Genomic DNA, 26652 nt, shown 5'->3' with positions numbered 1-26652 from the left:
CGCACCTCGGACGCGGCCGGGAGCCCCGGAACCCGCTCCCAGCCGCCCCGGGGCGGCAGCACACCGGCCCACGGCGGCCCGGTCACGGCGGCGGGGGGGGGGGGGGGGGCCCCCCCCCCCCCCCCCCCCCCCCCCCCCCCCCCCCACGCCCTCTGGTTGGCGTCATGTGCATGCCCTTACGGTGACCCCGTCGCCGTCCTGCCGAGGAGTGCCCATGCGCTTACGTCCCTTGACCTGGCTGATTCCCGCCCTCGCCACCGCCGCCGCGGTCACCGCCACCGCGCTCGCCCTGCCGCGGGACGAGGAGGGGGCCCCGGACGGCCGCGCCGCCGCTGCCGCCGCCGACGCCCGGCCCGCGGGCAAGGCGCGGCCCGACGCCCGGAACGTGGTGCTCGCCGTGCACGGCGGCGCCGGCACCGCCCTGGACCGGGACAAGACCACGCCGGAGCGCGAGAAGGCGTACCGGGACGGGCTCACCGAAGCCCTCAGAGCTGGGCAGAAGGTGCTCGACAAGGGTGGTTCGAGCGTGGACGCCGTCCAGGAGGCCGTCGAGAGACTGGAGGACAACCCGCTGTTCAACGCGGGCAAGGGCGCGGTCTTCACCGCCGACGCGGGCCACGAGCTGGACGCGTCGATCATGCGCGGCTCGGACCTGAAGGCCGGTGCCGTGGCGGGCGTGAAGAGCCTGCGCAACCCCATCGAGGGCGCAAGGGCCGTGATGGACAAGTCCAAGCACGTGCTGCTCGCGGGCGAGGGGGCCGACGACTTCGGCGCCCGGCACGGGCTGCGGACCGTCACTCAGGACTACTACTGGACGCAGGCCCGCTGGGACGCCCTGATGGCCGCCAAAGAGGCCGGGAAGGGCGGCGAGAAGGCCGCGGGCTCCGCCGGGCGGTCCCCGGCCGCCCTCGCCGACGCGCAGTCCAAGGGCACGGTCGGGGCGGTCGCCGTCGACAAGCGGCGCGACCTGGCGGCGGGCACCTCGACCGGCGGCCTGACCAACAAGCTCCCCGGCCGCGTCGGCGACTCGCCCCTGATCGGCGCGGGCACGTACGCGAAGAACGGCACGGTCGCCGCGAGCGCCACCGGCGCGGGCGAGGTGTTCATCCGGGGCGGGGCGACCGCGACGATCTCCAACCTCATGGAGTTCAAGGGCGTGGGCGTGGCGAAGGCCGCGTACGAGGTGATCGTCAAGCGCCTTCCGGCCCTCGGCGGCGACGGGGGTGTGATCGCGCTCGCGCCCGACGGCGCCTTCGACGCGCCGCACAGCAGCCCCGGCATGCTGCACGGCTATCTGACCGAGGACGGCAAGGTGGTCACGAAGATCTTCCCGGACGAGACGCCGCCGAACAGCTGAGCCGCCGCGGGCGATCGGTAGACCCGCGGCTTCGCCGGCCTCGACCGCTTCGCCGAAATGGACAGGCAGACTTGCAAGTCTGCCTGTCCATTTCGTACGGTGCCGTCATGACCGACACGTCAGGAAGCACGGCCGGAGCCGGGCCCGAGCGGATCGCCGCCGACCTCACCGTCGCCGTACGGCACGTCGTGCGCAGGCTGCGTACCGAGACGCCGGAGACCGGCCTGACGGCCTCGCAGCGGTCCGCGCTCGCCCTGCTGGCGGAGGCGCCCGCCACGACGGCCGCGCTGGCCCGCGCCGAGCACGTGCGCCCCCAGTCCATGCGCCTGACCGTCGCCGCGCTGGAGGCCGAAGGCCTGGTCGAGCGCGCGCCGGACCCGCACGACGGACGCCGGTCCGTGGTGTCCGTGACCGAGGACGGCCGCCGGGTGCTCACCGAGGCGAGGGACGCCAAGCGGAACTGGCTCGCGGCGGCCGTCGCGGACCGGCTCGACGAGCGCGAGCAACGACAGCTGGCCGACGCCGTGGTGCTTCTGGAGCGGCTGGTCCGCCCGTGACACCCGTGGTGCTCCTGGAGCGGCTGGTCCGCCCGTGACACCCGTCGTGCTTCTGGAGCGGCTGGTCCGCCCGTGACGTGGTGCTTCTGGAGCGGCTCGTCCACCCGTGACTCCCGGCGGACTCCTGGAGCGGCGGGACCACCCGTGACTTCCGGCGCCGCCCCCGCGCGTCCGCCCCGTACGAGAAAGGCACTTTCATGACCGCCACCACCCTGGACCCGAAGACCGCCCTCGTCCTCGTCGACCTCCAGAAGGGCATCACCGCGCTGCCCACCCTCCACCCGGCCGACCGGATCGTCGAGCGCGGGGCCCGGCTCGCCGCCGCCTTCCGTGCGCGCGGGCTGCCCGTCGTGCTCGTCCGTGTGACGGGCCGGGCGCCCGGGCGCACCGAGGTCACGCTCGGCGGTGGTGGCGCCACGCCCGCCGACTGGGCGGAGCTGCGGCCCGAGCTGGACCGCCAGGACAGTGACGTCGTCGTCACCAAGCACCAGTGGGGCGCCTTCCACGGCACCGACCTCGATCTGCAACTGCGCCGCAGGGGCGTCACCCAGGTCGTCATCGGCGGCATCGCGACGGCGTTCGGCGTGGAGTCGACGGCGCGGGCGGCCCACGAGCACGGCTACCACGTGACGGTGGCCGTGGACGCGGTGACCGACATGGACGAGCAGGCGCATCTCGCTGCCGTCGAGAAGGTCTTCCCGCTGCTCGGCGAGACGGACACCACCGACGCGATCATCAAGCTCCTGGGCTGAGCGGCGCCCCGGGCCGGTACACGTACGGCGTGGTCGTGGCCAGTTCGGCGAAGCCGAGCCGCCGCAGGATCGGGCGGCTGTCGCTGGAGGCGTCGACCTGGAGGTAGCGCACGCCGCGGGCGGCGGCGATGCGGGCGCGGTGGGCGATCAGCGAGCGGTAGATGCCCCGGCCGCGCCAGGCGGGCACCGTGCCGCCGCCCCACAGTCCCGCGAAGTCCGTGCCCGGCCGGAACTCGACGCGCGCCGAACTCACCGGCTCGTCCCCGGCCATGGCGACGACCACGGCGAGCGTGTCCGGCGCGGCGGTCAGCTGGTCGAGCACCTGCCGGCCGAGCGCGGCGCCGTCCGAGCCGAAGGCCCGGTCGTGCGCGGCGACCATCAGCCGCACCCCCGCCTCGTCCGTCACCGGGACCAGCTCGATCCCCTCGGGCGCGGCGGCGTCCAGGGGCAGCGCGTCGACCTCCACGACCATCAGGGTCTCGGCGGGCTCGGGCACGAAGCCGGCCGCGAGGAGCCGCTCGGCCAGGCCCGCGGGCCGGTCGTGGGAGTACAGCTTCCACTCGAACTCGCGCCCCAGGCCGGTGAACAGGCGCACCTGCGCGGCGATCGCGGCGTCGGCCGTGGCCGGGTCGAGGTCCGACCACACCACGCCGTTCCAGTCGTGGGCGGCGGCGCCCACATGGCGGATGACGCCGTCCGCCCGCTCCACGCGGCCGCCGGGCCCCTCCGGGTCGGGGCTCTGCCGGATCTGCTTGTCGTACGCCGCGAGTGCCGATGTCGTGTCCATCCGGCCACTTCAGCAGCGGGCCGGGCACCGGACAACTGGATTTCCGCGGGGGCGGTCAGCGGTCAGTGCCCGGGGTCCGGACGTGGGACAGCGGGGGCAGGTGCAGCGACCTGGTGATCGCCGCGAGGCGCAGTACGAGGACGAGGGAGGCCGACGTCACCGTGGTGGTGGTCGGGGACGCGCCCGCGTGGTGCAGGCCGAGGTAGCAGCAGGCGCCCGCGAGCGCGGCGGTCGCGTACACCTCCTCGCGCAGCAGCAGCGGCGGGAACTGCCCGCACAGCACGTCGCGCAGGACCTCGCCGGTCACACCCGTCAGGACGGCCAGGATGATCATCGCGAGCGGCGTGACGTGCGCGTCGACCGCGGCCTTCGCGCCCATGACGGTCACGACGGCGAGGCCCACCGCGTCCACCACCATGAGCGTGCGCTGCGGCAGCTCACGGTGGCGCAGGTACAGCATCGTGGTGACGCCCGTGACCGCGATCACGGTGAGCAGGACCCAGTCGTGGGTCCAGTACAGCGGGTGGCGGTCCAGGATGAGGTCGCGCAGCGTACCGCCCGAGATGGACGCCACGAAGGCGAGGACGAGCCCGCCGAAGGGGTCCATCCGCGCCCGGTGCGCGGCGAGCACCCCACTGGCGGCGAAGGCGGCGATGCCGACGAGGTACAGCGTGTGCAGCATCAGCGGGCCGCCTCACGCGGGACCGGGCGCCGGGTGCCTCCCCGGCGCAGCACCAGGAGCCCCGCCGTCGACGCGGCGGCCGTCAGGCCCAGGGCGGTCGCGTCCAGGCGCCAGTCCGAGGCCGGGTGCCGCTCGGCGCTGTCGGCGACGGGCGTCCGCGCCTGCCCCTGCCGGGCAGGGGCAAGCGCGGCGAGGGCGAGGGCCACGGCGGCCGCCATCACACCGGCGACGGCCACCACGACGAGCCGCCGCCTCGCATTCCACACCATCTCCATGCTCTCCACCGTCCCGGACGCCCCTGGGCCCGCACCATCGGTCAGGTGGCCGGATCACGGTGGCCGAAAGGACGAAAAACACGGCCGCACGGCCGAGCAGCGGCCCCCGCGCCGCTGCTCCGGGGCCGGCTCACCCCTGCCAGCGGCAGCGCAGCGCGGCGGTGGTGAAACCGGGACCGTACGCGACGGTGTAGCCGCGGGCCCCGTCGGCGGGCGGCGCGCTGTGCGTGCGCTCCAGGACGCGCAGCACGCTCACCCCGCCCAGATTGCCCTCATGTGCGAGCGTGTCGGTGGAGTGACGCGTGTCAACGGCGCTGAGACCGAGGGCGGCCGCGGTGTCCGAGATGATGCGCGGGCTGCCCGGGTGGACGACCGCGAACTCGGCCGCCTGCGGACCGATCCACTCCAGAAGCTGCGGAAGGACGTCGTCCGCGGCCGTGAGCGCCTGCCTGGTGGAGTCGAAGTGGAAGCCGTCGGCCGTGATCCGGCCGCGCTGGCGGTCGATGCTGCCCGGGAGCACGTATTCGTACGAGTCCTCGATGACCAGGCCCGGGCCGAGGGGCTCGTCCGTCACGACGGTGGCGCCCGCCGAGTCCCCGAACAGGGCCTTGTAGATCATGGCCTCGATGCCGGTGTCGTTGTGGTGGTAGACGGACGAGATGACCTCCGCGGCCACCACGAGGACCTTGCTGCCGGGCCGGACGGCGACCAGGTCCGCGGCCCGGATCAGGGACTGGGTGCCCCCGGGGCAGGCGAGCGTGGTCAGCGCGACGCGGCGCACGGTGGGCCGCAGGCCGAGCCGCTCGATCAGGTGGATGTCCAGGTTGGGCACGGCCCAGCCGGTGGTGTGCGTGGTGACCACGGCGTCGATGTCGGCCGCGGCGAGCCCGGCCGAGGCGAGCGCGGCCTTGGCCGCGCGCTCGGCCATGACGAGGGCGTCGTGGAAGGCCGTGGTGGCCCGCTCGTTCACATCGGCCGTGCCGGCGACGGTCGGGGAGTCGAGGGGGCGGGTGAAGTAGCGGGTCTGGACCCCGCAGTTGCCGATGACCCGCAGGAACGCGCCGAGGCGTGGGTGCTCGGGGTGGTGCTTGCGTATGTCGTCGGTGATGTCCGCGGTGGTGACCTTGTGGTCACCGACGACGGTCTGGGGTCTGAGGACATATGCGGACACGAAGGAACTCCCGCCGGGCGCAGATCGGATGTGGAGGGCATAAGGAAACGTACTGCACCTCGTCGAACGTGCGTCCTGGCCCAGCGGTTCCAGCGCAGGTCCCGGGCTTGGGAGGGCCGTCGTGCGGGCCCGCTCGTGGCCGTCGGGCGGAGCGGGCCCGCGTGCGGTGATCAGGCGGTGTCCGGGCGGCGCCCGCCCGGGCGGAGCCGTCAGGTGGCCCGGAGCATCGGGGCTCTGGGGTGGACGCGCTCGCGCCCGGGGTGGAACACCAGGATCATCATCCGGGCGCCCGGAGCGGTCAGCGGCTGGGCGGCGCATATCGTGACCCAGCCCGGCCCCATCTCCGCGTGCAGCAGGGGCCGCTCGTCGCCGTCGGGGTGGGGGAAGGGCTTGTCCGCGCCGTACAGCGGGGCGGCCAAGGGGTCGGTGAGGACCTCCTTCTCGATCTGCTGGAGCGTCTCGTCCTCCGGCCGGGAGGCGAGCGCCCCGCGCAGCTGCGGCAGCAGCATGGGGGCCCAGGAGGTGTCCCAGTCGAGGAGGATCTCGCGGGCCACCGGGCTGAGGACCATCCAGCGCATGATGTTCGTCGGGACGTCGCCGCCGGGGAAGACGGCGGCGCAGGCGTCGTTGTACACGAGCATGTCCCAGGACGCGTCCGCGATGTACGCGATGTGCGAGATGCCGTTCACGGCTTCCCGCCAGACGCCGGGTACCTCCTTGCCGGACGAGAGGTGAAGTGGCCCGGGCGGGTCCTGGAGCAGGGCGTACCGGCACAAGGACACCCATTCCTGCTCGTTCAGCCCGAAGAGGCGGGCCACGTCGCGCAGGAGGGCCGTGGGTGGGTTGGGGTAGTTGCCGGACTCGAGGCGGTGGTACGTACCAAGGGTGCGGTGCAGGAGTTGGTCCACCTGATGCTGGGAGAGTCCCGGAGCCCGTCTGCCCTGCCCCGTCGATCGGACGAACCCGTGCGATTCAGGGGCGATGAGGGCGCGTCGTTCGCGGAGCAGAGCGCGCAGCGCCGTCTTGTTCATGGTGGGTAATCCCTCTTCGTACACGCCGAGTTGAGCGTCAGCAGTCTAAATATTCGCATCATCTTTGGGCATAAACATTGCCTGAAGAAAACGATCAGCTCGTGCGGCATCATGGAGTGGGCGAGGCCACCGACCTGCACGTTTGATCGTCGGTGGGCTCGCGGGCACAACTCAGGGGCATCTTGTTCGGGGAGCATGAAATTGGCTGAAATTCCTCGGCGTCGGATACCCCCTCCGCCTACGGGGTCGTAGTCGGGTAGCGCGCGGGACCGGTTGTTCGTATTCCGATCTGTGTGGTCGGAAACTGAGCAGTGTGTACCTGCGTGGCAGTTACTACCCGGTTCGGTTCCTGGGTTCACTGGCTGCGGCCGGTGCCGTCACTCGCCATTACGTAGCGGCCACGGTACCGGCCGCCCCGTGCTGTTCCGGGCGGCCCTTGTGGCTGGTATTCGCTCAAGAGGCCTGAGTCCGCGTTCGTTCTCCTTGTGCGGCGCCGTCGAGCGCCGTCACCTGTTTTTCCGCCGCTGCCAGGATCTCCGTCACTCGCGCGCCGAATCGTACGTCGCACGCGTGCGGCCGACCGGCATGTGCCGCTGTCACGAGCGCGCTCACCGCTGACCGAAACGCGACGCCCGAATCGCCCCACCCTGTCTCCCCGAAGGCCTCCGGGGACGCCGTGCCCGGCTCGCCGCGGAACTCCAGCGTCACGCCCGACGCCCGCTCCGGCGCGCGCAGCGTCAGGGTCGCCGTACTGGACGCGCCGCCCTCGTGCCGGAGGACGAGATGGACCGTGTCCGCCGGGCCCGGCGCCGCCGTCACCGATGTGATCTCGCCGAGTACCGCCGTCAGGACGGACAGCGCGTGCGGCCCGACGTCCCACAGGCCGCCCTTGCTCGCCCGCCACGGAGAGTCGAACGCGCCGCTGCCGTCCGCCGCGTAGAACGAGCTGTACCAGTCGGCGCGCCCGGTGAACCACGGCCCTTCCTGCGCCCGCTCGGCCAGCCACGTGGCCATGGGCGGGGCGAACCGCAGGGTGAAGAAGACCACGGAGGCCACGCCGGCCCGCTCCACCTCGGTGGCCAGGGCGCGCGCCGCGGCCGCGTCCGTGGCCACCGGCTTGTCGAGGAGCAGATGGCAGCCCGCCCGCGCGGCCCGGGCCGCGAGCGGCGCCTGCACGTCCGGCGGCACGGCGAAGGCGACCGCGTCGCTAGCGGCGAGGAGCGCGTCCAGGTCCTCGTACGCCGCGGTGGCGTGCGCGGCCGCGAGCGCGGCGGCGGCCTCGGGGCGGCGGCCCCACACGCCCGCCAGCTCGGCGTCCGGATGCGCGGCGAGCACCGGCGCGTGCGTCGCGGTCGCCCAGGGACCGGTACCGATCAAGCCCACACGAAATCTGGTCATGGGCGCAGTATGGCGGAGCGGCACGGGAGGTCCTGAGGGCCGGGTGGCGGCGGCCGCGGGACCCCGGCTCCCGATGATCTCCCCGCGCGCTCCGGGACGGCCTCCGGCGGCTCTCCGCCATAAAGGTACGGACCTTGCGGTGACACCCTGCCCGGCCGCCGTGGCGTTTCCCGGAGGCGCTGTACGAAGTCCGGCCGCGTATTCGACGTACCGTCAACTCTCGGCGCGTGAATGGCAATTCGACAGGCCGGGTGAATTGCCATTCACTCGCACCTGGAGAAGATGTCCGGGAATCGCATGCGAACTGTCCGTCCTGTCCTGGAATTACCCGATATCCAATGGTGCGGCCGACGGCGGGGCTGTTGCGCCCTGTGCAACCGGCCGTGGCTCGTGGGGCGCCCGCCCCCTACCCTCGGATCCGGCCGCCGTGACCGGGCGGCCGATGAGGGAAAGTGACGCCATGACCAGCTCCACGCCGGGGCCGCACCGGCACGTGACGGGGCCCGCGCGCCGTGACGCCGAAGCGACCAAGGACGCCATCGTGCGGGCCGCCCGGCACCTGCTCGCGCGGCACGCGCACGCCGACATCACCCTCAAGGCGGTGGCCGAGCGCGCCGGGGTGAGCCCGCCCCTGGTCCTGAAGTACTTCGGCAGCAAGGACGCGCTGTTCGCGCAGATCATGTCCTTCGAGGCGGACGCCGCCGCCATCCTGGACGCGCCCCTGGAGGGGCTCGGCCGTCACATGGTCCAGCACCTGCTCACCAGCCAGGCCGAGCAGGGCGCCGACCCCGTCCTGCGCATCGTCTTCGCCCCGCTGCACCGCGAGCACGGCTACGTGCTGCGCGCCAACTTCCGTACGCAGGTGGTGCGCAGGCTCGGCGAGCGCCTCCCGGGCGCGGACGCGGGGCTGCGTGCGGAGATGGCGGTGGCGATGCTGCTCGGGCTCGGCGTGATGTACGGCATCGCCCGGGGGCCTCATCTGCGGGCCATGGCGATCGCCGAGATCACCGATCGGTACGCGCCCGCTGTGCAGGCCTTCCTGACGCCGGGGTGAGCCTGCGTCTGCGACCCCTGTCTTGAGTGCGCCGCTGGATGTACCGCTTTGTGGCGTCGGGCGTCTGTGGGTGTGTCGTGGCTGGTCGCGCCCACGCGGCGGAGCAGCAAAGAGACGCAGCCCCGCGCCCCTTGGGGCGCTCGTGGCCGGAAGTCGGTGCTCCGGGTTGGCTCGGGGTGGAGTCCGGGGATATAGATGCCAGGTACATCTACATTGGCGAGGGGAGCCCGTATGTGCGGCATCACCGGCTGGGTCTCGTTCGACCGGGACCTGCGGACCGAGGGCGGCGTCCTGGACGCGATGACGGAGACGATGGCCTGCCGCGGCCCGGACGACCGCGGCACCTGGGCGGAGGGCCCCGCGGCGCTCGGCCACCGGCGCCTGGCCATCATCGACCTGCCGGGCGGACGCCAGCCCATGACCGCGACGACACCGGGCGGCACGGTGGCGCTCGTGTACTCCGGCGAGACGTACAACTTCACCGAGCTGCGCGCCGAACTGGCCGGGCTCGGCCACGCCTTCACCACCGACTCCGACACCGAGGTCGTGCTGCGCGGCTACCTCCAGTGGGGCGAGGAGGTCGCCGAGCGGCTGAACGGGATGTACGCCTTCGCCGTCTGGGACGGCCCGCGCCGGCGGCTCGTCATGGTGCGCGACCGCATGGGCATCAAGCCCTTCTACTACCGGCCGACGCCCGACGGCGTCCTCTTCGGCTCCGAGCCCAAGGCGATCCTCGCCAACCCGCTGGCCCGGGCGCGCGTGACCGTCGAGGGCCTGCGTGAGGTGTTCGCCTTCGTCAAGACGCCGGGGCACGCCGTGTGGGACGGGATGCGCGAGGTCGAACCCGGCACGGTCGTCACGGTGGACCGCCAGGGCGTCCGCGCCCGTACCTACTGGCGCCTGGAGACGCGGCCGCACCCGCACGACCGCGCCGAGTCCGTGGCCACCGTCCGCTCCCTGCTGGACGACATCGTGCGCCGTCAGCTCGTGTCGGACGTGCCGCGCTGCGTGCTGCTCTCCGGCGGCCTCGACTCCTCCGCCCTCTCGGCGCTCGCCGCCCACCAGCTCAAGGGCGCGGGGGAGACGCTGCGCAGCTTCTCCGTCGACTTCGCGGGCCAGAGCGACCACTTCGTGGCGGACGATCTGCGGGGGACGCCGGATTCCCCCTACGCGCACGACGTGGCGCGGCTCGCGGGCACCGACCACCGTGACATCGTGCTCGACGCGCAGGCGCTCGCCGACCCCGAGGTGCGCGCGAAGATGCTCACCGCGCGTGACATGCCCGTCGGCTTCGGCGACATGGACGCCTCGCTGTACCTGCTGTTCCAGGCGATCCGCGAGCACTCCACCGTCGCCCTCTCCGGTGAGTCGGCGGACGAGGTGTTCGGCGGGTACCTCCAGTTCTTCGACGAGCAGGCGCGGCGCGGCACGACCTTCCCCTGGCTGGTGCGGCACGCCGAGACCCTCGGCGACGAGACGAGCCTGCTGCGGCGCGACGTCCTGGACACCCTGGACCTGCGGTCCTACGTCGGCGACAGCTACGCGGCGGCGGTGGCCGGGGTCGAACGACTCGACGGCGAGAGCGACTTCGAGTACCGCATGCGCACGATCAGCCATCTGTACCTGACGCGCTTCGTGCGGGTGCTGCTCGACCGCAAGGACCGGGCGAGCATGGCCGTCGGCCTCGAGGTGCGGGTGCCGTTCTGCGACCACCGCCTCGTCGACTACGTCTACAACGCGCCGTGGGCCTTGAAGACCTTCGACGGCCGGGAGAAGTCGCTGCTGCGGGAGGCCGCCGCGGACCGCCTGCCCCGGTCGGTGTACGACCGGGTCAAGAGCCCGTACCCGTCGACGCAGGACCCGAAGTACGCCTTCGCGCTCCAGGAGCACGCCAAGGACCTGCTCGCGCGGCCCGGGCACGCGGTCTTCGACCTCGTCGACCGCGACGGGCTGCGGCGCCTCGCGCACAGCGAGACACCGCAGATCAAGCAGGCCTCCCGGCGCGGCCTGGAGCGCGCCCTCGACCTGGCCGTGTGGCTCGACCTGTACAAGCCGGAGGTCGTGCTGGCCTGAGTCCCCGGGGTCGTTCGTGGCCCGCCGGGGTCAGGGCCCCGTCGCCAGGGTGTCGAGGAACCGCTGGAGCGCGGGCGCCGACGAGGCGTCGAGGCGGCGCCGCACCGGCGGCACGGCCGCGCCCCGGCGGGCCGCGCCCGGGCCGCCGGGGCCGCGCGGGTCGCCGCCCCGCCGGACGTGCCCGGTCGCCACCCGGCGTATGAACTCCGCGACCGTGAGGCCGAGTCGGTCCGCGTGCCGCAGTACGGCGTCGTACTCGTCGGGTGGGAACAAGACCTGCACAGGCTTGGCACCGTCCATGGACGCATGATGCCGTCCTGTCCAGTCCGGCGCGGAACGGCCGGCATACTCCGCCCGAAGGGGTGGCGCGGGGGTGCGGGGAGCGAGGCGGGGCGCGTGCGCTCCGCACTGAGCCCGGCGGTCGTCATCGCCGGGCTCAGCCCCGGTCGGCTACGGCCGGTTGTCGATCAGGTCCTGGATCTGCGGATAGATCTTGTCCATGCGGGTGCCCACGTTGGTCGGGCAGGAGCCGCCCCAGTGCAGGGCGATCGCCTTGTGGGAGGAGCCGGAGAGCACCGGGGAGCCGGAGCTGCCGCCCGAGGTGTCACAGTTGTACCCGACGTCCTCGGAGCCGAGCTGCGGGTTGCGCACGCCGCAGTAGGCGCCGCCGTCGCGCTCCTCGTAGATCGAGATGCGTTTGGGCCGGGTATCGCCGTGCCCGGCGATGTAGGCCTGCTCGCCCGCGACCGGGGCGCGGGTCTCCAGGAACAGGGTGCCGAACTGCGTGATCTGGTCGAAGTTGTCCACGCTGAACAGCGTGAAGTCGAGGCTCGCCGAGGTGCGGAGCAGGGCGTTCGCGCCGACCTTGGTGCCGGGGCGCGGGTCGTTGCCGCCGCAGGTGGCGCAGTCGTAGTCGAACTGCACCTCCACCCTGTCCAGCTCGGCCTGGGTCTTGATGCAGTGGTTGTTGGTCATCATGTGGTTGCCGCGGCCCACGCGCCAGGCGGTGCAGTAGCCCCCGCCGTTCAGCAGCATGCGGGCCACGCCGCGCGACGCGGCGTAGTGCGCGGGGTGGCTGGTCCTGTAACAGACCGCGTCACGGCGGCCGTCGGCGCCGCACACGCTGCGCGTCGACGGGTTCTCGGCGGCGAACTCCGCCGGGCCGTAGCCGCGCCAGTACCGGTCGACCGTCGCGTGCGAGCCCCGCTTGCCGCGGGTGTGCAGGGTGACCACGGCGGTGTCCCCCTCGACCGACATCGCGGCGAAGCCGGTGCGGCCGTGCCGGGTGAAGCCGGCGTCGCCCGGCGCCGCGGCGCCACGGGTGGGGTCGCCACGGTAGGTGTGCACCTCGCGTCCGGCCGGGTCCGCCACCGTGAGGTGGTCGCCGGGTGCGAGGACCAGGCGCGCGATGTGCACCTTCACGTACGTCGCTCCCGGATGCCGGATCTCCTGCCGGGCCGGGCTCCCGGGGGACCCGAGCCGGAGGTCGACCGCCTTCTCCTCGCCCGCGGCCGGGACCGGGGCGGTGCGGACGGGGGCCGGAGCGGCGGGGGCCGGCGCCGTCTCGCTCGCCGTGGTCGGCGCGGCGGGGACGAGGGCGGCCGTGACCACGAGAGCGGCCGCGGCGATGACGCGTCTTAACACGGTGCCTCCTAGGGGGCGGTGGGGGAAGGGGCTCCTGTCTCCGACGGTAGGTCTGTACATGACAACAAGCGAGATGTGTGTCGGTCAGAAGTGCAGGGAGGGGGCGCATACGAGAGGGCCCCGGCCGGACGGGGGAATCGCGGTCGGGACCCTCATCTTGTTCAACGGTGAAATAGGGGGTGGGGTTCCCACGCGCTCCGCGACCCCCTGTGATCTGTGCAACATGCAGATGACGCGGGCGACGCGCGCCCCGGCCGGGGGCGGGCCCCGGATGTGGCACTCCCGTCGGGAACGCCCTAGCTTCGTCCCGTGACGCTCGACGATCTCCGTGTCTTCATCGCCGTCTGCCGCGCGGGCAGCCTCAGCGCCGTGGCGCGCGACCTCTCCTGTACCCAGTCGGCGGTGAGCCAGCACGTCAAACGCCTGGAGAAGGAGCTGGCCGTCAGCCTCCTGGAGCGGCACGCGCGCGGTGTCGTGCCGACGTCGGCGGGCCGCATCCTGCACGCCGCCGCGTCCGACGGCATCGGCGGCATCGACCTCGCCCTGCGTCGGCTGCGCGACCTGGTGCGCGGCGAGAGCGGCGCGGTGCGCATCACCACGGGCGCCACGACGGTGCGGCACTTCATGGCCGACGCGATCGTCGGCTTCCGGCAGCGGTTCCCGCAGGTGGCCCTGGAATTCCGGACGGCGAGTTCGAGCCGTGCCTGCTTCGACGCGCTCGCCGACGACGACCTGGACCTGGCCTGGGTCACCATCGGCGAGCCCGTGCGCGGCATCGAGCAGCGGCCCGTCGCCGACCTGCGCTGGGTGCTCGCCGTGCCGTGCGGCGACCCCCTCGCCGCCAAGCGCCGCGCCACCCTCGCCGACCTGGCGGCCGTGCAGCTCATCCGGCCCCCGGAGGTGTCCAGCTCGCGTTCCCGGCTCGACGCGGCCCTCGCCGAGGTGGGCCTGCGTCCGCAGGGACACACCAGCGTGGCCGACTGGGACACCGCGCTGCTGCTCACCGAACTCGGTGTCGGCCAGGCCGTCGTGCCGGAGCTGCCCGGCTGGCGCGCCTCGGGCCCGCCCGGGCTCCGCCTCGTCCCGGTGCCGGAGCTGCCCACGCTCTCCGTGGGCTGGGCGGTGCGCCGCTGGGACGCGCTCAGTCCGCTGGCGCGCGCCTTCGCCGACACGGTGGCGGCCGACTGCGGCGCGGGCGGCGTGGGCGCGGTCCCGGCACAGACGGCTCCCGCTCAGGGGGCGGGCCGCGCGGCGCGCGTCTGAAGGCAGCGGCTCTCCGGTCTGCTCAGCGCGCGCCGCCGGTCCGGGGCGGTGTCCCCCGAGCGGGCGCACCCCGCGCGCGGGCGCGGTCGGGCGCCCGGAAAGTGGAAGGCATGCGTGCCTTGCGGGAGACGGTGGCGGGGCGGCTGCCGCCCGCCGGGCGCGCGGTCCTCGCCTGTGTGCCCGGTCTCGTGGCCGCGGGGGCGCTCGCGCTGTGCGCGGTGGGCGTCGAGCACGCGGCCGAGGGCGACGGGCGCCGGCACACCGCCGCGGCCCCGGCGGCCCACCAGGCCGCACGGCCGGCCATCGTGCCGCGCGCCGAGTGGCTCGGCGACGCGCGCGAGACCCCTCCGCCCGTGCGCTACGGCGGCCCCGTCCTCGCGGTCTTCGTCCACCACACCGACTCCCCGAACGCGTACGACTGCGCCGACGCGCCGCGCATCATCCGGGCCCTCGCCGCGGGCCAGACCGGGGCCCGGCTCTTCGACGACATCGGCTACAACTTCCTCGTCGACCGCTGCGGCACGATCTACGAGGGCCGCGCGGGCGGCGTCGACCGGCCCGTCGTCGGCGCCCACACGCAGGGCTTCAACCACCGCACGGCCGGGGTCGCCGCGATCGGTACGTTCACGGCGGGCACCCCGGTGCCGGGGCCGATGGCGGAGGCCATCGCCGCGCTCGCCGCGTGGAAGCTCGGCCTCGCGGACGTCGACCCGCGGCTGCGGGCCCAGCTGGTCTCCAGCAACAGCCTCAGCCGGTTCCCGGTGGGCACGCGCGCCGAGTTCGACGCCGTGGCCGGGCACACCGACGGCTACACCACCAGCTGTCCGGGCGCCGCGCTGCGCGCCGCGCTGCCCGCGATCCGGGAGCGGGCGGCCGATCTCCAGGGCCGTACTAAGGAGCGGGCGCAGGCGACCCGCCCACTTCGGTGACGGGTGCTGCCGGGTGTGGCTGGTCAGGCGACGCGGGCGGCGATGAGGCGGGCGCACGCCAGGGGCTCGGCCCGCGTGGTGTCCACCTCCAGGTCGTACCGCACGCCCTCGTGCACCAGGCGTGCCTGCGCGGCGGCCATCCCCGGGGTGCGGTCCCCGCGCGCGATCTCCCGGCCCGTGGCGACGTCGCTCTCGCACCGGACGCCGACCCACAGCGCGTCCAGGTCGCCGAGGGCCTTCTCCCACCGCTGCTGGGACGCCGTGCCGCCGAGGAAGACGTCGTCGACGACGATCCGGGCGCCCGCGCGGGCCATCGCGACGACGCCCTCCGTCCAGGCCTTCTCCAGGGCCCGGAAGTCCGCCCCGACGTCCACGCCGCCGTCGGCCGCGAACACGATCCCGCCGTCCGTCCCCCGCATCCTCGCGGGCAGCGCGTCCACGAACGAGTCACACCCGAACGCCAGCCACTGCTCGGGCAGGACGGCTTGCAGACACCGCACGATCCCGGACTTGCCCGAGCTGGAACCGCCGTTGAGGATGATCATCCGAGTCGTCACCGCGCCAGATTAGGCCGCGGTGCCACGCGGTGACCAGCGAATTGTTCCGGGGCGGCGCCCGGCCTAGCCGTCGAGACGGAGGCCCTTCATGGCCGCGTCGAAGACCGGGCGGTGCTGCTTCCACTGCTCGTTCGGCGCGGAGAGGTAGACGACGTACTGGGTGCCGTCCTCGTCGGAGAACGCCATCTCCACGGCCCTGAACTTGCGGGCCTTGCCGTCGAAGGTGAACTCCCAGTACCCCGCGGGCTTGCCCCGGAAGGCCGTGGACGCCATCCGCACCCGCTCGTATCCCGGGTTGTCACGGCGCGTCTGGCTCTCCTCGGTCCTGCGCCAGTGCTCGACCGGGTCGGACCCGGCGAACTCCGCGACGTTCACCCGCAGGCCCACCAGGCCGGACGGGTCGATGTACGCGATGTCGCCGCCCGGCAGGTTCTTGCGGGTCCAGCCGTCGCGCACGGGCAGGGACAGGCCGCCCTCCTGCTTCGCCAGGTGGTAGCCGGACGGTACGGGCGGTGCCGAGGGGCGGGGGCGCGGCTCCCCGGCCGGCGGCCGGGCCCCGGACGCCTCGCCGCCGTCGGGCCACAGCAGGGCGCCGCCCGCCACACATCCGGCGACCACGGCGGCGGAGCCGCACCACAGGGCGGCGCGGCGGCCACGCCTACGCTCGCGCGAGGGCGGCGCGGCGGCCGGTCTGAGCACGGCCGTGCCCGCGCTCGTCTCGGTACTCACACCCGCACTCGCCGCACCCGCCGCCCGGCGCAGCAGGCGCTCGGCCTCGTGTGCGTCCGTGCGGCGCCCGGGGTCCTTCACGAGCAGGCCCTCGATCAGCGGGGCCAGCTCACCGGCCGCGCGCGGGGGCGCGTGCGGCTCGGTCGCAATGGCGTACGCCGTCTCCATCGCGGAGCCCCGCTCGAACGGGTGGCGGCCCTCCACCGCCTCGTACAGCGTCACGCCCAAGGACCACAGGTCGCAGGCCGGCCCCGGCTCGGCGCTGCGCAGCCGCTCGGGCGCCAGGTACCGCACGGAGCCGACCAGTTCGCCGGTCCGGGTCAGGGAGGGCGTACCGCTCTCCACGGCGATGCCGAAGTCGGTGAGGACGGTCCGCCCGTCGTGCCCGAGGAGCACGTTGGCGGGTTTCACGTCCCGGTGCAGGACGCCCGCGTCGTGTGCGGCGCGCAGCGCGGCCGCCATGGCCGAGCCGTGCCGGGCCGCATCGGCGGGCGCCAGGGTGCCGCGCTCCTTGAGGACGTCGCCGAGGGTGACGGAGGGGATGTACTCCATGACGATGCACGGCAGGCCCTCGTCGTCCACGACGTCGTGGACGACGATCACATGGGCGTGGGTGATCCGCGCGGCGCTGCGGGCCTCGCGGCGGGTGCGCTCGTGCAGCGTCTGGATCTCGTCGTCGTTCAGGTGCGGGGGCACGTGCAGCTTCTTCACGGCGACGTGGCGGCACAGCAGCTCGTCCTCGGCCCGCCACACGGTGCCCATGCCACCCCGCCCCACGCGCTCCACGAGGCGGTACCGGCCGGCCACGAGCCGTCCTTGATCGGACACCGTCTACGTTCCCCCGCTTCGCACACATGAACAGGTTGCGAGGGAAGCCTAACCCGACGGTCTGCGTGCCCGTCGGCTACCGATTCGCGGTCGCGTACACGATGAGGTTGTCCACGGGGTGCCCCTGGGCGTCGTACGCGCCGTCGCAGGTGATCAGGCGCAGAGCGCGGTCGCCGGTCCTGCCGTAGACCCTGTCGGTCGGGAAGGCCTTCTTGGCTGCCGTCTCGGTGGCGGTGACCCGGAAGTGGACCGTGCCGCCGCGCGCGTCCCGTACGGCGATGTCCGCGCCCACCCGCACCTTCTTCAGGTCGTGGAAGACGGCCCGGCCGAAGCGCGTGTCGTTGTGGCCGATGATGACGGCCGCGCCGGGCCGCCCGGGGATCGCGCCGCCGGTGTACCAGCCCGCCGTCATGCCCTTCTCGGCGGGCGGCACCTCGACGGTCCGGTCCGGGTTCAGGCCGAGGCGCATCAGGCGGCTGCGCACGCCGATGGACGGGATCGTCACCTGCACGGGCGCGGCGGGCGCCGCCTCGACGGACCCGTCGGCGGTGCCGGGGCTCCCCACCGAGTACGTCTTGGAGGCGGCCGGTCGCGCCTTGGTGGCGGCGGCCGTGCCGTCGGCGGCGGAACAGCCGCCCACGGCCGCGCCGACGACGACCGCGAGGACGCAGGCGCCGGGGGCGCGCCGCCGGGGCGCGGCGGGCGCCGGGAGCGGTCGGCTCTTCAGGGGCATGGTGACTCCGGACGCGGTGGCGCCGCCCGGACAAGAGGCGGCGCCACCACGCGTGATCGGGCCGGATCCGCGCACGCGGCACGGTCCCCGGCGGGGGCGGTGGTCCTCGCGGCCGGGGTCAGCCCTGGGCGCGACCGGTGGCGCGGCGGCGCAGGACCAGGGTGCTCGCGCCGGCGAGCAGGGCGATGCCCGCGGCCGAGCCGACGAGGGCGGGGGTGCTGTCGCCGCCGCCCGCCGTGGGCCGCTCGCCCGCGGCGACGCCGCCCCGCGGGGTCACCGCGGGCTTCTTCCGCGCGGGCGCGGGCGCGGCCTCGGGCGCGCTCTTCTCCTTGACGACGGGCTTGTCACCCGCGGCGACGCCGCCGCGCGGCGCGGCCTGCTTGCGCTTGGCGTCCCGCAGGGCCTCCTCCGTCGCCGCCCGCTGCTCGGCGCCGGACTCCTTGGAGACCTCGGGCGCGGGCGTGGGCGTGGTCTCGCCGGCCGTCGGCTTCGGCTTGGGCGTCGCGTCGGAGGCGAACGCCACGGCGGACGGGGCGGCGAGCACCCCGACGGCCACGGTGGATGCGACGACGGCGGCCCGCAGCGGCCGGGAGTGGGGGCGGGCGTGGGCGCGGTGGGTCATGGGGTGGGGCTCCGTTCCGGCTCGGACACAGGGGGAGTGCCCGGCGGGGGCGGCGGACACCGGGGTGCCGCCGGGCACGGTCGCCAGGCTGGCGCGAAGTTATGAGGAAACTGTCAGGTTCCTGTTGGGGTTCGATCAGCCTCGCGGGGGAGGCGGCCGGGCCGCCCAGGGTCTCGTACGCGGGGCGCCTCGGTCGGCTCCTTCGCGAGGCCTCCTCGGCTGTCGGACCCCTCTGGCAGAGTGCGCGGCATGAGTGATCGCCACGAAGCCTTCCGCGCCCTGCACCGCACCGGCTCGCCGCTGCTGCTGCCCAACGCCTGGGACCACGCGTCCGCCGCCGCCCTCGCCCGCGCCGGGTTCCCCGCGATCGGCACGACCAGCCTCGGCGTGGCCGCGGCCGCGGGGAAGGCGGACGCCACCGGGGCCGCGCGCGAGGAGACGCTCCGGCTCGCCCGGGGGATCGCCCGCCTGCCCGCCCTGATCACCGTCGACATCGAGGGCGGCTTCAGCGACAGGCCGGAGGATGTCGCTGACCTGGCCCGCGAGCTGACCGAGGCGGGTGTCGTCGGTGTGAACCTGGAGGACGGCCGCCCCGACGGCACGCTCACCGCCGTCGACGCGCAGTGCGCGCTGATCCGGGCGGTGAAGGACGCCGTGCCCGACCTGTTCGTCAACGCGCGCACGGACACGTACTGGCTCGGCGCCGGGGGAGCGCCCGAGACCGAACGGCGCGTCACCGCCTACCAAGAGGCGGGAGCGGACGGGGTGTTCGTGCCGGGCGTGCGGGACGAGACCGTGATCGCCGGGCTCGTCGGCACGCTCAGCGCCGCCGACGTACCGCTGAACGTGCTGCACGCGCCGGACGGCCCGTCACCCGCGCGCCTCGCCGACCTCGGCGTGCGGCGCGTGAGCACGGGCTCGCTGCTGTTCCGCGCGGCCGTGCAGCAAGCGGTGGACGTGGCCCAGGAGTTCCTCCGCGGCACGTCACGCCCCAGGGACGTACTCTCGTACGCCGACGCCCAAGATCTCGCGACGGCGTACGACGGGCAGGCGCACGCGACCGGCACGTAGCCCGGGCGGGCGGCGTCCGGATGGGGGCGCGGGAGGGGGAGCGCATGGCAGGCCGTGACACCTCGCGGCGCACACCACGGACGTCGGGCCCCGGCGCGACCGGCCTGTGGGCGGACCCCAACTACCGTCTCTTCCTGGCCCTTCAGGGTCTGTCGGCGCTCGGCGACTCCTTCTCGCACGTGGCGATCCCGCTGCTCGTGCTGCACCAGACCGGCTCGGTGGCGCAGATGGGTCTCGTCACCGGGCTCACCGGCCTCGCCTCGATCGTCACCGGCTTGTTCGCGGGCGTCGTCGCCGACCGCGTGAACCGGCGCCGCCTGCTGGTGCTCGCCGACGTCGCGCGCTGCGTGCTCTTCGGCATGGTGCCGCTCGTGTGGCTGTTCGCGACGCCGCTGTGGCTCGTCTACACGGTCGTGCCGGTCGCCGGGGTCTTCGCGATGCTCTTCCAGGTGACGTACGTGACGGTGGTGCCGGCCATCGTGGGGCCGGGCCGGATCCTCGAGGCCAACAGCCATCTGTTCGGCGCGTACGCCGTCGCGAGCGCGGGCGGGCCCCTGCTGGCCGGGCTCGTCGCGGCCGCGTTCGGGCCGGCCGCCGCGCTCGGCATCGACGCCGCGACGTTCGCGGCATCGGCGGTCGGCATCCTCTTCGTCCGCATACGGCCGATGCCCGACGCGGCCGAGGAGCGGGACGAACGGGGCGGCGTGCGGCGGGAGTTCCTCGCCGGGGCGCGCTTCCTGTGGGAGCACCCGGTGCTGCGGCCGCTGACGGTGCTCCTGGCGCTGCTCACGTTCCTCACCTACGGCCTGACCGACGTCGTCGTCTACTACGTCAAACACGGCCTCGGGCACGGCGACAGCGCGGTCGGCTATGTGCTGACCGCGGGGACGCTGGGCACGCTCGGGGCGGCGTTCGCCGTCGACCGGATGCGCGAGCGCCTCGGCTTCGGGGTGAGCTGGATCGGCGTCCACGTGCTTGCCGGTTCCGCCGTGGCCTGCCTGGGGATCGCCGGGAGCGTGCCGCTGGTGGCGGTGCTCACCGCGATGCTGCTCTTCTGCACCGGCGTCGCGGGCATCAACTCCATGTCCCTGCGCCAGGAAGTGACGCCAAGTCACCTCCTGGGGCGGGTCACCTCGTCCTTCTGGACCCTGCACAACGCCCTCGGCCCGATCGGTGCCGCCGTTGTCACCGCGGCGGCCGGTGCGTGGGGTGTCCGGGCCGTGTGCCTGACCGTCGGTCTGTGTGTCGTGGCCGTGGCCCTGTCCGCCACCATGACGGGCATCGGCCGCACCCGCGGGGGTCGCGCCGCGCCGGTCGGCGACGGCTGAAGCGCCACCGCCTGCCGTGCGCGGGCGGGACCGCTCACTCCGCCGGCCGCGACCGGTCCAGTTCGCCGCCGATGGCCTCCCGCAGCACGTCGTGCCGCGGGCCGAGGCGGAACTGCGGGTCGTGCCACCGGTCCTGGGGGTAGAGCCACACCGGTTTGCCCACCAGCTCGGCCGGTTCCCAGGTGAACCGGGGCCAGACATGGGCGTGCAGGAACGGATCGGTGTTCCCCAGGATCTCCAGATTGACCCGGCGGAACGCCGGATCCAGGCTCCGGCACGCACGCTCGACGGCCTCGCCGAGCCGGTCCATGTCGGCCAGGAACGCGAGCCGCTTGCTCCGCGGCAGCTCGGACAGCCGCTGTACGCCGGGCTCGTCCACGAGGAGAACGGAGTAGCCCGGCAGGAACTGGACGTCGCCGATCACCGCGAAGCCCGCTGCGAGTCGCCGCAGCACCGTCGGATTCCCACCCCGCAGGGCGGCGCCGATGCGGTCCTTGCGCCAGTCGTCGATCATGCCACGAGCCTAACCCCGGTGATCGGCTGGGGGCGGGGCGGTGGCAGCCGGACGGTCGCGATGCCGCTGTCCAAGTCCACCGCCGTGCGGTGCGGCGGTGCGCCGTCCTCCTCGTCGTCCCGCATCACCAGGGAGGATTGACGCTCCTTCAGCTCGCTCTGCTTGCCCGGTGAGAAGCCGGCATGGAGCTGCTCGAAACCGGTCGCCGATATCTGGCCCTGGCGGGCGCTGTTCCGCCAGGGCAGCAGCCCGGCGCGCCCGGCGCGGAGCAGCAGTTGGTCCACGAGGGCCACGAGGGTCAGCACGATGACGAGGCCGGGCAAGGTCGCGAAGACGGCGAACTCCATGACCTCAGTATGCGCGGGCCGCCGGAGGCACGGCAGCCCGGCCGCAGGCAGGCTCCCGCCGAGCCCGGGCCGGGCCCCCGGCCCCTCTCGGCCCGGCGGGCCCCTTGCTCAGCGGCGTGACTCCGCCCGCGTGCGGCCCCGCTCGCCCGCCCCGGCCCGAGGTGCTCGGTCCCCGTGCCCCGGCCACCACGCCGCGTGCCCGATGAGGGCCGTCAGCGCGGGCGTGAACAGCATCGCCATCACGAACGCGGCGATCGCGATGCCGAAGGACAGGGAGAAGCCCATCTGGGAGAGCGTCGAGTTGCCCGCGAGCATCAGCGTGGCGAACGTACCCGCGAGGATCACGCCCGCCGAGCCGATGGTCGGGCCCGAGTGCCGGACCGCGGTGCCGGCCGCGTCGTGCGGGTCACGGCCTTCGCGGGCCTCCTCGCGCAGCCGCGACACCATGAGGATGTTGTAGTCCGTGCCGAGCGCGACCACGAACAAGTACATGATCACGGGCAGCATGAACATCAGCCCCGGCTGGCTGCCGATCTGCTGGAAGATGATCGACGTCGCGCCGAGCGTCGCGCCGAAGCCGAGCGCGACCGACAGCATCAGGTACCACGGCGCTACCAGGCTGCGCAGAAGGAGCCCGAGGATGACCATGATGGCGATCGCGGCCACCGGGAAGACGACCGAGTAGTCACGGTCCACGGCCTTGTTGATGTCGACGTACACGGCTGTGATGCCGCCGACCAGGGCCCGCGTGCCGGACGGCGCGTCGGCGTGGGCGGAGGGCCGCAGCTGGTCCTTGATGGTGGCCAGGGCCTTCTCGGAGGCGGGCGGGTCGGCGAGCACCACCGAGTACGACGCGGTCGTGCCGTCCTTGCTGACTCGCGGCGAGGCCACCGAACCGACCCCCTCCACGGACTCCAACCGCTTGCGGAACGCGGCTGGTCGGCCCTCACCGAGGGGCCGGTCACCGGTCGACGTCAGATACACGAACGTCGGGTCGGTGGTGCCCGCGGGGAAGCCCTTCTCCAGATTGTCCTGCCAGACGATCGACTCCTTGTCCTTGGGCAGCGAGGACCCGGCGAGGTCGAAGTTCGCCTTGTAGCCGAGGGCGCCGAGCGCGAGCGCGCCCATGAACAGGGCCGAGACGACCGCCCACACGGCGGGCCTGCGGGCGATGGACACGCCGAGCTTCGCGAAGCCCGTGCCCTGCGGCTCCCGCTGCCAGGACTTCGACGGCCAGAAGACCTTCGTGCCGAGCAGCGACACCACGGCCGGGACCAGGCTGAGCCCGGCGAGCAGCGTCAGGAACACGGCGATCGCGAGGGCGGGTCCCATCGAGCGCAGCATGCCGAGCGAGGAGAGCGTGAGCGCGGCGAACGCGACGATGACGGCGCCCGCCGCCGACGTGATCGCCTCACCGACCCGCTCCACGGCGTGCACCATGGCGCCCTTGGGGTCCTCGCCCGCGCGCAGCGCCTCGCGGTAGCGGAAGAGCAGGAACAGGATGTAGTCCGTACCGACGCCGAACAGGACGACGGTGAGCAGCTCCTGGATGGAGGAGTCGGCCTTCATGTCGAAGGCCTTGTTGGCCCAGGCGATCAGGCCCGTGGCCATCGGCGAGATGAGCCCGATCAGGACGACGGGCAGCAGCGCGATGATGGGGCTGCGGAAGATCACGAGCAGCAGCACGATGATGATGACGATCGTGCCGACGCCGACGAGCAGGCCCGCGCGCTCGGACGCGTCGCGCTCGTCGAGGGCCTGCGCGGCGGAGCCGGTGACGCCCGCGTCGAGGCCGCTGCCCTTCAGCTCCGCCTTGAGGTCCTCGCGGAGCTGTTCGACGGCGTCCTGCTGCTTGGTGTCCTCGGGGTTGGTGATCTTCGGCATGGCCACGACGGAGGTCTGGACGCGCTTGTTGGGCGAGACCTCGCCGGGCGTGACGGCCTGGACTTCCTTGATCTTCTTCGCCTGGAGGTCCTTCGAGACGCGGACCACCCGGGCGGTGTCGGCCGCGGTCAGGTCACGGCCGTCGGAGCGCTGGAAGACGATGATCGCGCCGATGTTCTCCTGCTGCGGGAAGTCCCGCTCCTGGAGGTCGGAGGCGCGGATGGATTCGTAGTGCTCGGGCAGGAAGCTGGCCTCGTCCGTGCTGGAGGTGAGCTTCGGTGCCAGCGAGATCACGGCGGCGGCCGCGACGACCCAGGCGAGGATCACCCACCAGGGGCGGCGGACCACGAAACGGCCCAGTGCAGAGAACATGAATCACTGCCTCTCCTCGCCCCCGAGGCACATCACATCCTGCCCAGCATCGACCGGACCATGCGGGCCCGCCACTCGGGACGGCCTCCCCGGGGCCGCGGCGGCGGCCCCGGGAAGCGCGGGGAGTACGGGCGCGGACTCAGAAGTTGATCATGTGTCCGGCGAGGCCGTGCACGGCCTCCTTGACGGCCTCGCCCAGGGTCGGGTGGGCGTGCACGTTGCGGGCCACCTCGTGCACCGTGAGGTCCCACTGCTGGGCCAGGGTCAGCTCCGGGAGCAGCTCGGTCACGTCCGGGCCGATGAGGTGGGCACCGATGATCTCGCCGTACTTCGCGTCGCTGATGATCTTCACGAAGCCGACGGTGTCGCCGAGGCCGTGCGCCTTGCCGTTCGCCTGGAACGGGAACTTGGCGACCTTGACGTCGAAGCCCTGCTCCGTGGCCTGCGCCTCCGTCCAGCCGAAGCTCGCGATCTGCGGCTGGCAGTAGGTCGCGCGCGGGATCATCGGGTAGTCCAGCTCCATCGTCTCGGCGTCCGCGAGGGTCTCGGCCGCCACCACGCCCATGGCCTCGGCGGTGTGCGCGAGCATCAGCTTCGCCGTGACGTCGCCGATGGCGTAGAGGTGCGGCACGTTCGTGCGGCAGCGGCCGTCCACGTCGATGGCGCCGCGCTCGGTGAGCGCCACGCCCGTCGCCTCCAGGCCGTAGCCCGTGACGTTCGGGGCGAAGCCGATGGCCTGGAGCACCTTGTCGGCCTCGAGGACCTGCTGCTCGCCGTCCTTGGCGGTCACCGTCACGCGGACCTGCGGGCCCGACTCGTCGATGGACTCCACGCGGGTGGAGGTCAGCACGTCGATGCCGAGCTTGCGGTACTGCTTCGCCAGCTCCTTGGAGACGTCCGCGTCCTCCAGCGGGGCGACGCGGTCCAGGAACTCGACGATCGTGACCTTGACGCCGTAGTTGTGCAGGACGTACGCGAACTCGACGCCGATCGCGCCCGCGCCCGCGATCACCACGGAGCCGGGCAGCTCGTCGGCGAGGATCTGCTCCTCGTACGTGACCACGCGGTCGCTGCGGCGCGTGCCGGGCAGCAGCTTCGGCGTGGCGCCGGTGGCGATGATGCAGTTGTCGAAGCCGATCGTGGTGGTGGTGCCGTCGGCCTTGGCCACCTGGAGGGTGTGGGCGTCCAGGAAGGTGCCCCGGCCGTCGAACTCCGTGATCTTGTTCTTCTTCATCAGGAAGTGGACGCCCTTGACGCGGCCGTCCGCGACCGTGCGGCTGCGCCGGAACGCCTCGCCGTAGTCGAAGGACACCTCGCCGTCGACCTTGATGCCGTACGTCTTGGCCTCGTGCGTGAACAGATGGGCCAGCTCGGCGTTGCGCAGGAGGGCCTTCGTCGGGATGCAGCCGACGTTGAGGCAGACGCCGCCCCAGTACTTCTCCTCCACGACCGCTACCCGCTTGCCCAGCTGGGCGGCGCGGATGGCGGCCACGTAACCGCCGGGTCCTGCTCCGAGCACGACGACGTCGAAGCGGTCATCCATGGGGTGGTTCCTCTCTGCGAATGCGGTGCTGCGTGCAGCTGCCTGGTGTGGCTGCCACGATCATCCGTCATGGTCACCCCGGGGTGGGGGGCGGGTCGGTGTGGTTAACCCCTCAAGGCTCTCGTACGAGCAGCCACTTGACCCTGTCGTCCGCCGGTGGGGGCGGGCCAGGCGGTGAGGGGCCGGGACGCCTCCGCCGCGATGCGGCGCCCCGGCGGGCATGCGCGCGTACCGGGCGCAAAGCCGTACGCCCACGCCCGACGGCCGCCGGGAGCACAGGGCTCCGGGCGGCCGGGGTTCCTGGACCCCCACGGTCCCAGGACGGCATTGTGCGGCCCCCGATGCTCGGGACATCGGGGGCCGCGTACCTCGGCTGCCTCCCCCCACGAAAGGCGGGCCGAGGGGTATGGGGGACGGGGGCCGTCAGAAGTTCAGGAGCGCCCCCTCGGCGAGCGCCGCGTCCTTCATGCAGGGGTTGCCGAACTTGGCCGTCCAGGCGACGTGCTTGCCCTGCCAGACACCGCTCACGGAGACGATGACCGGGTTCCACTCCTTGGTACACAAGGCCTTGGGCTCCTTGTCCACGAGCGCGTCGAACCGCGCGCCCACGGCGGCGGCCTCCGCGCAAGCGGCACGCGGGGCCGGGTGGGTGCCCGAGGCCGTCGGCGCACACGTCAGGGTGACCGCGCGCTGCACCGTGGCCGTGGCGGCGTCTTCGCCCTGGCCGACGGTGAGCACCAGGTCCGACGGCGCGTACAGGCCCATCGGCTTCGGCGTGGCGGCCTGGGCCGCGCCCGTCGTGACCGCGGACACGGTCAGGACGCCGGCGGCCACGGCCGCGGCCGCGCTCACGGTCTTGAGGAGGTGACGCACTTTGAGGCTCCTTCAACTGCGGGTGAGTGGTACGAGAATGGGTGTTGCGTACCGATACTGCTGCGCGTTACGGACGGGTTGCGTGCCGTAGCGGCGATTGCGTTGGGGAGTCTGGCAAGTGCGCTGAGTGAGCGGCAAACTGATGGTCGATTTCCGGATGCACGCGTCCGCTGAGCGAGGCGCGTCCGGCCGTTCGGGCAGCTCAAGGTATGCGGGAGCGGGCCCACGGGCCATGCGGCGCGCCGATTTGACCCTGGTGGTATAACCCAAAACAACCC

General features: G+C 73.4%; 26 protein-coding genes. 9 read left to right on the top strand and 17 right to left on the bottom strand.

The genetic code is table 11. From position 1 onward, the window contains the following. Nucleotides 1–214 precede the first annotated feature (214 nt). The 3 genes from AC07GB_RS38130 to AC07GB_RS38120 all read left to right on the top strand — a co-directional run bounded on the left by AC07GB_RS38130 (nt 215) and on the right by AC07GB_RS38120 (nt 2666). Nucleotides 215–1357, top strand: coding sequence for an isoaspartyl peptidase/L-asparaginase family protein (locus AC07GB_RS38130; RefSeq protein ID WP_478853861.1), 1143 nt, complete (start codon nt 215–217; stop codon nt 1355–1357). Between the two features lie 107 nt (nt 1358–1464). After that, nucleotides 1465–1914, top strand: a complete 450-nt coding sequence (locus AC07GB_RS38125; RefSeq protein WP_478853859.1) for a MarR family winged helix-turn-helix transcriptional regulator — start codon at nt 1465–1467, stop codon at nt 1912–1914. Nucleotides 1915–2111: 197 nt separating this feature from the next. Beyond that, complete coding sequence (locus tag AC07GB_RS38120; RefSeq protein WP_478853857.1) at nt 2112–2666, top strand: isochorismatase family protein; 555 nt, start codon at nt 2112–2114, stop codon at nt 2664–2666. Here the strand turns inward: AC07GB_RS38120 and AC07GB_RS38115 are convergent. From AC07GB_RS38115 to AC07GB_RS38090, 6 genes are all read right to left on the bottom strand, one after another. After that, nucleotides 2650–3453, bottom strand: a complete 804-nt coding sequence (locus tag AC07GB_RS38115; protein ID WP_478853855.1) for a GNAT family N-acetyltransferase — start codon at nt 3451–3453, stop codon at nt 2650–2652. The genes AC07GB_RS38120 and AC07GB_RS38115 overlap by 17 nt on opposite strands. 55 nt (nt 3454–3508) lie before the next feature. Beyond that, on the bottom strand, nt 3509–4135 hold the full coding sequence (locus AC07GB_RS38110; protein WP_478853853.1) for a trimeric intracellular cation channel family protein: 627 nt from the start codon (nt 4133–4135) through the stop codon (nt 3509–3511). Next, nucleotides 4135–4404, bottom strand: a complete 270-nt coding sequence (locus AC07GB_RS38105) for a hypothetical protein (protein ID WP_478853851.1) — start codon at nt 4402–4404, stop codon at nt 4135–4137. The genes AC07GB_RS38110 and AC07GB_RS38105 overlap by 1 nt, the downstream gene beginning before the upstream one ends. Before the next feature lie 136 nt (nt 4405–4540). Then, on the bottom strand, nt 4541–5581 hold the full coding sequence (locus tag AC07GB_RS38100) for a beta-ketoacyl-[acyl-carrier-protein] synthase family protein (protein WP_478853849.1): 1041 nt from the start codon (nt 5579–5581) through the stop codon (nt 4541–4543). Between the two features lie 209 nt (nt 5582–5790). Further along, nucleotides 5791–6612: an MmyB family transcriptional regulator gene (locus tag AC07GB_RS38095; RefSeq protein ID WP_478853847.1), complete on the bottom strand. Its 822-nt coding sequence runs from the start codon at nt 6610–6612 to the stop codon at nt 5791–5793. Nucleotides 6613–7065: 453 nt separating this feature from the next. Continuing rightward, entirely contained in the window at nt 7066–8010 is a 945-nt protein-coding gene (locus AC07GB_RS38090) for a Gfo/Idh/MocA family protein (protein WP_478853845.1), read from the bottom strand. 460 nt (nt 8011–8470) lie between these two features. Here AC07GB_RS38090 and AC07GB_RS38085 point away from each other — a divergent pair, with 460 nt between their 5' ends. Together AC07GB_RS38085 and asnB are read left to right on the top strand one after the other, a co-directional pair. Further along, a complete protein-coding gene (locus AC07GB_RS38085; protein ID WP_478853843.1) occupies nt 8471–9064 on the top strand; it encodes a TetR/AcrR family transcriptional regulator in 594 nt (197 codons plus the stop codon). A 231-nt stretch (nt 9065–9295) separates the two neighbouring features. After that, nucleotides 9296–11137, top strand: coding sequence for an asparagine synthase (glutamine-hydrolyzing) (asnB, locus tag AC07GB_RS38080; protein WP_478853841.1), 1842 nt, complete (start codon nt 9296–9298; stop codon nt 11135–11137). Nucleotides 11138–11167: 30 nt separating this feature from the next. Here the strand turns inward: asnB and AC07GB_RS38075 are convergent, their stop codons facing one another. Continuing rightward, entirely contained in the window at nt 11168–11437 is a 270-nt protein-coding gene (locus tag AC07GB_RS38075) for a plasmid mobilization protein (protein WP_478853839.1), read from the bottom strand. 150 nt (nt 11438–11587) lie between these two features. Continuing rightward, on the bottom strand, nt 11588–12781 hold the full coding sequence (locus tag AC07GB_RS38070) for a trypsin-like serine peptidase (RefSeq protein ID WP_478853837.1): 1194 nt from the start codon (nt 12779–12781) through the stop codon (nt 11588–11590). Between the two features lie 309 nt (nt 12782–13090). Between AC07GB_RS38070 and AC07GB_RS38065 the strand changes: the two genes are divergently transcribed. Together AC07GB_RS38065 and AC07GB_RS38060 are read left to right on the top strand one after the other, a co-directional pair. After that, on the top strand, nt 13091–14044 hold the full coding sequence (locus tag AC07GB_RS38065) for a LysR family transcriptional regulator (protein WP_478853835.1): 954 nt from the start codon (nt 13091–13093) through the stop codon (nt 14042–14044). A gap of 110 nt (nt 14045–14154) precedes the next feature. Next, the gene (locus tag AC07GB_RS38060; RefSeq protein ID WP_478853833.1) at nt 14155–14973 is read left to right on the top strand and encodes a peptidoglycan recognition protein family protein; all 819 of its coding nucleotides are present in this window, start codon (nt 14155–14157) and stop codon (nt 14971–14973) included. 23 nt (nt 14974–14996) lie between these two features. Here AC07GB_RS38060 and cpt read toward each other — a convergent pair whose 3' ends face one another. From cpt to AC07GB_RS38040, 4 genes are all read right to left on the bottom strand, one after another. Continuing rightward, entirely contained in the window at nt 14997–15518 is a 522-nt protein-coding gene (gene cpt, locus AC07GB_RS38055; protein ID WP_478853863.1) for a chloramphenicol phosphotransferase CPT, read from the bottom strand. A 75-nt stretch (nt 15519–15593) separates the two neighbouring features. Further along, nucleotides 15594–17087 (bottom strand): serine/threonine-protein kinase, encoded by a 1494-nt coding sequence (locus AC07GB_RS38050; protein WP_478853831.1) that lies wholly within the window; start codon nt 17085–17087, stop codon nt 15594–15596. Between the two features lie 76 nt (nt 17088–17163). Further along, nucleotides 17164–17820, bottom strand: a complete 657-nt coding sequence (locus AC07GB_RS38045; RefSeq protein ID WP_478853829.1) for a class F sortase — start codon at nt 17818–17820, stop codon at nt 17164–17166. 118 nt (nt 17821–17938) lie between these two features. Beyond that, the gene (locus AC07GB_RS38040) at nt 17939–18442 is read right to left on the bottom strand and encodes a hypothetical protein (protein ID WP_478853827.1); all 504 of its coding nucleotides are present in this window, start codon (nt 18440–18442) and stop codon (nt 17939–17941) included. 249 nt (nt 18443–18691) lie between these two features. Here AC07GB_RS38040 and AC07GB_RS38035 point away from each other — a divergent pair, with 249 nt between their 5' ends. Together AC07GB_RS38035 and AC07GB_RS38030 are read left to right on the top strand one after the other, a co-directional pair. Then, on the top strand, nt 18692–19513 hold the full coding sequence (locus tag AC07GB_RS38035; protein ID WP_478853825.1) for an isocitrate lyase/PEP mutase family protein: 822 nt from the start codon (nt 18692–18694) through the stop codon (nt 19511–19513). Between the two features lie 44 nt (nt 19514–19557). Next, a complete protein-coding gene (locus tag AC07GB_RS38030; RefSeq protein ID WP_478853823.1) occupies nt 19558–20841 on the top strand; it encodes an MFS transporter in 1284 nt (427 codons plus the stop codon). Between the two features lie 34 nt (nt 20842–20875). Here AC07GB_RS38030 and AC07GB_RS38025 read toward each other — a convergent pair whose 3' ends face one another. The 5 genes from AC07GB_RS38025 to AC07GB_RS38005 form a co-directional block, all read right to left on the bottom strand. Continuing rightward, nucleotides 20876–21355, bottom strand: a complete 480-nt coding sequence (locus AC07GB_RS38025; protein ID WP_478853821.1) for a diadenosine tetraphosphate hydrolase — start codon at nt 21353–21355, stop codon at nt 20876–20878. Next, nucleotides 21352–21702 carry a DUF6191 domain-containing protein gene (locus tag AC07GB_RS38020; RefSeq protein WP_478853819.1) on the bottom strand — a complete coding sequence of 117 codons (351 nt, stop codon included), beginning with the start codon at nt 21700–21702 and terminating at the stop codon, nt 21352–21354. The genes AC07GB_RS38025 and AC07GB_RS38020 overlap by 4 nt, the downstream gene beginning before the upstream one ends. A gap of 108 nt (nt 21703–21810) precedes the next feature. Further along, complete coding sequence (locus AC07GB_RS38015; RefSeq protein WP_478853817.1) at nt 21811–23958, bottom strand: MMPL family transporter; 2148 nt, start codon at nt 23956–23958, stop codon at nt 21811–21813. 139 nt (nt 23959–24097) lie between these two features. Further along, nucleotides 24098–25501, bottom strand: coding sequence for a dihydrolipoyl dehydrogenase (lpdA, locus tag AC07GB_RS38010; protein ID WP_478853815.1), 1404 nt, complete (start codon nt 25499–25501; stop codon nt 24098–24100). Between the two features lie 423 nt (nt 25502–25924). After that, complete coding sequence (locus AC07GB_RS38005; RefSeq protein WP_478853813.1) at nt 25925–26374, bottom strand: SSI family serine proteinase inhibitor; 450 nt, start codon at nt 26372–26374, stop codon at nt 25925–25927. Nucleotides 26375–26652 lie beyond the last annotated feature (278 nt).

It is taken from the genome of Streptomyces sp. NPDC045778, from assembly GCF_056431945.1.
The sequence above is the reverse complement of the archived record's forward strand: the minus strand, read 5'-3'. Positions and strand labels throughout refer to the sequence as shown.

Excerpts from the sequence above, each read along its gene's own strand:
- AC07GB_RS38095 (WP_478853847.1), bottom strand. The coding sequence starts at position 6,612 with ATGAACAAGACGGCGCTGCGCGCTCTGCTCCGCGAACGACGCGCCCTC.
- AC07GB_RS38025 (WP_478853821.1), bottom strand. The coding sequence starts at position 21,355 with ATGATCGACGACTGGCGCAAGGACCGCATCGGCGCCGCCCTGCGGGGT.
- AC07GB_RS38075 (WP_478853839.1), bottom strand. The coding sequence starts at position 11,437 with ATGGACGGTGCCAAGCCTGTGCAGGTCTTGTTCCCACCCGACGAGTAC.
- cpt (WP_478853863.1), bottom strand. The coding sequence starts at position 15,518 with ATGATCATCCTCAACGGCGGTTCCAGCTCGGGCAAGTCCGGGATCGTG.
- AC07GB_RS38060 (WP_478853833.1), top strand. The coding sequence starts at position 14,155 with ATGCGTGCCTTGCGGGAGACGGTGGCGGGGCGGCTGCCGCCCGCCGGG.
- AC07GB_RS38115 (WP_478853855.1), bottom strand. The coding sequence starts at position 3,453 with ATGGACACGACATCGGCACTCGCGGCGTACGACAAGCAGATCCGGCAG.
- AC07GB_RS38015 (WP_478853817.1), bottom strand. The coding sequence starts at position 23,958 with ATGTTCTCTGCACTGGGCCGTTTCGTGGTCCGCCGCCCCTGGTGGGTG.
- AC07GB_RS38085 (WP_478853843.1), top strand. The coding sequence starts at position 8,471 with ATGACCAGCTCCACGCCGGGGCCGCACCGGCACGTGACGGGGCCCGCG.
- AC07GB_RS38120 (WP_478853857.1), top strand. The coding sequence starts at position 2,112 with ATGACCGCCACCACCCTGGACCCGAAGACCGCCCTCGTCCTCGTCGAC.
- AC07GB_RS38045 (WP_478853829.1), bottom strand. The coding sequence starts at position 17,820 with ATGCCCCTGAAGAGCCGACCGCTCCCGGCGCCCGCCGCGCCCCGGCGG.
- AC07GB_RS38110 (WP_478853853.1), bottom strand. The coding sequence starts at position 4,135 with ATGCTGCACACGCTGTACCTCGTCGGCATCGCCGCCTTCGCCGCCAGT.
- AC07GB_RS38125 (WP_478853859.1), top strand. The coding sequence starts at position 1,465 with ATGACCGACACGTCAGGAAGCACGGCCGGAGCCGGGCCCGAGCGGATC.
- asnB (WP_478853841.1), top strand. The coding sequence starts at position 9,296 with ATGTGCGGCATCACCGGCTGGGTCTCGTTCGACCGGGACCTGCGGACC.
- AC07GB_RS38105 (WP_478853851.1), bottom strand. The coding sequence starts at position 4,404 with ATGGTGTGGAATGCGAGGCGGCGGCTCGTCGTGGTGGCCGTCGCCGGT.
- AC07GB_RS38035 (WP_478853825.1), top strand. The coding sequence starts at position 18,692 with ATGAGTGATCGCCACGAAGCCTTCCGCGCCCTGCACCGCACCGGCTCG.
- AC07GB_RS38090 (WP_478853845.1), bottom strand. The coding sequence starts at position 8,010 with ATGACCAGATTTCGTGTGGGCTTGATCGGTACCGGTCCCTGGGCGACC.
- AC07GB_RS38030 (WP_478853823.1), top strand. The coding sequence starts at position 19,558 with ATGGCAGGCCGTGACACCTCGCGGCGCACACCACGGACGTCGGGCCCC.
- AC07GB_RS38040 (WP_478853827.1), bottom strand. The coding sequence starts at position 18,442 with ATGACCCACCGCGCCCACGCCCGCCCCCACTCCCGGCCGCTGCGGGCC.
- lpdA (WP_478853815.1), bottom strand. The coding sequence starts at position 25,501 with ATGGATGACCGCTTCGACGTCGTCGTGCTCGGAGCAGGACCCGGCGGT.
- AC07GB_RS38130 (WP_478853861.1), top strand. The coding sequence starts at position 215 with ATGCGCTTACGTCCCTTGACCTGGCTGATTCCCGCCCTCGCCACCGCC.
- AC07GB_RS38020 (WP_478853819.1), bottom strand. The coding sequence starts at position 21,702 with ATGGAGTTCGCCGTCTTCGCGACCTTGCCCGGCCTCGTCATCGTGCTG.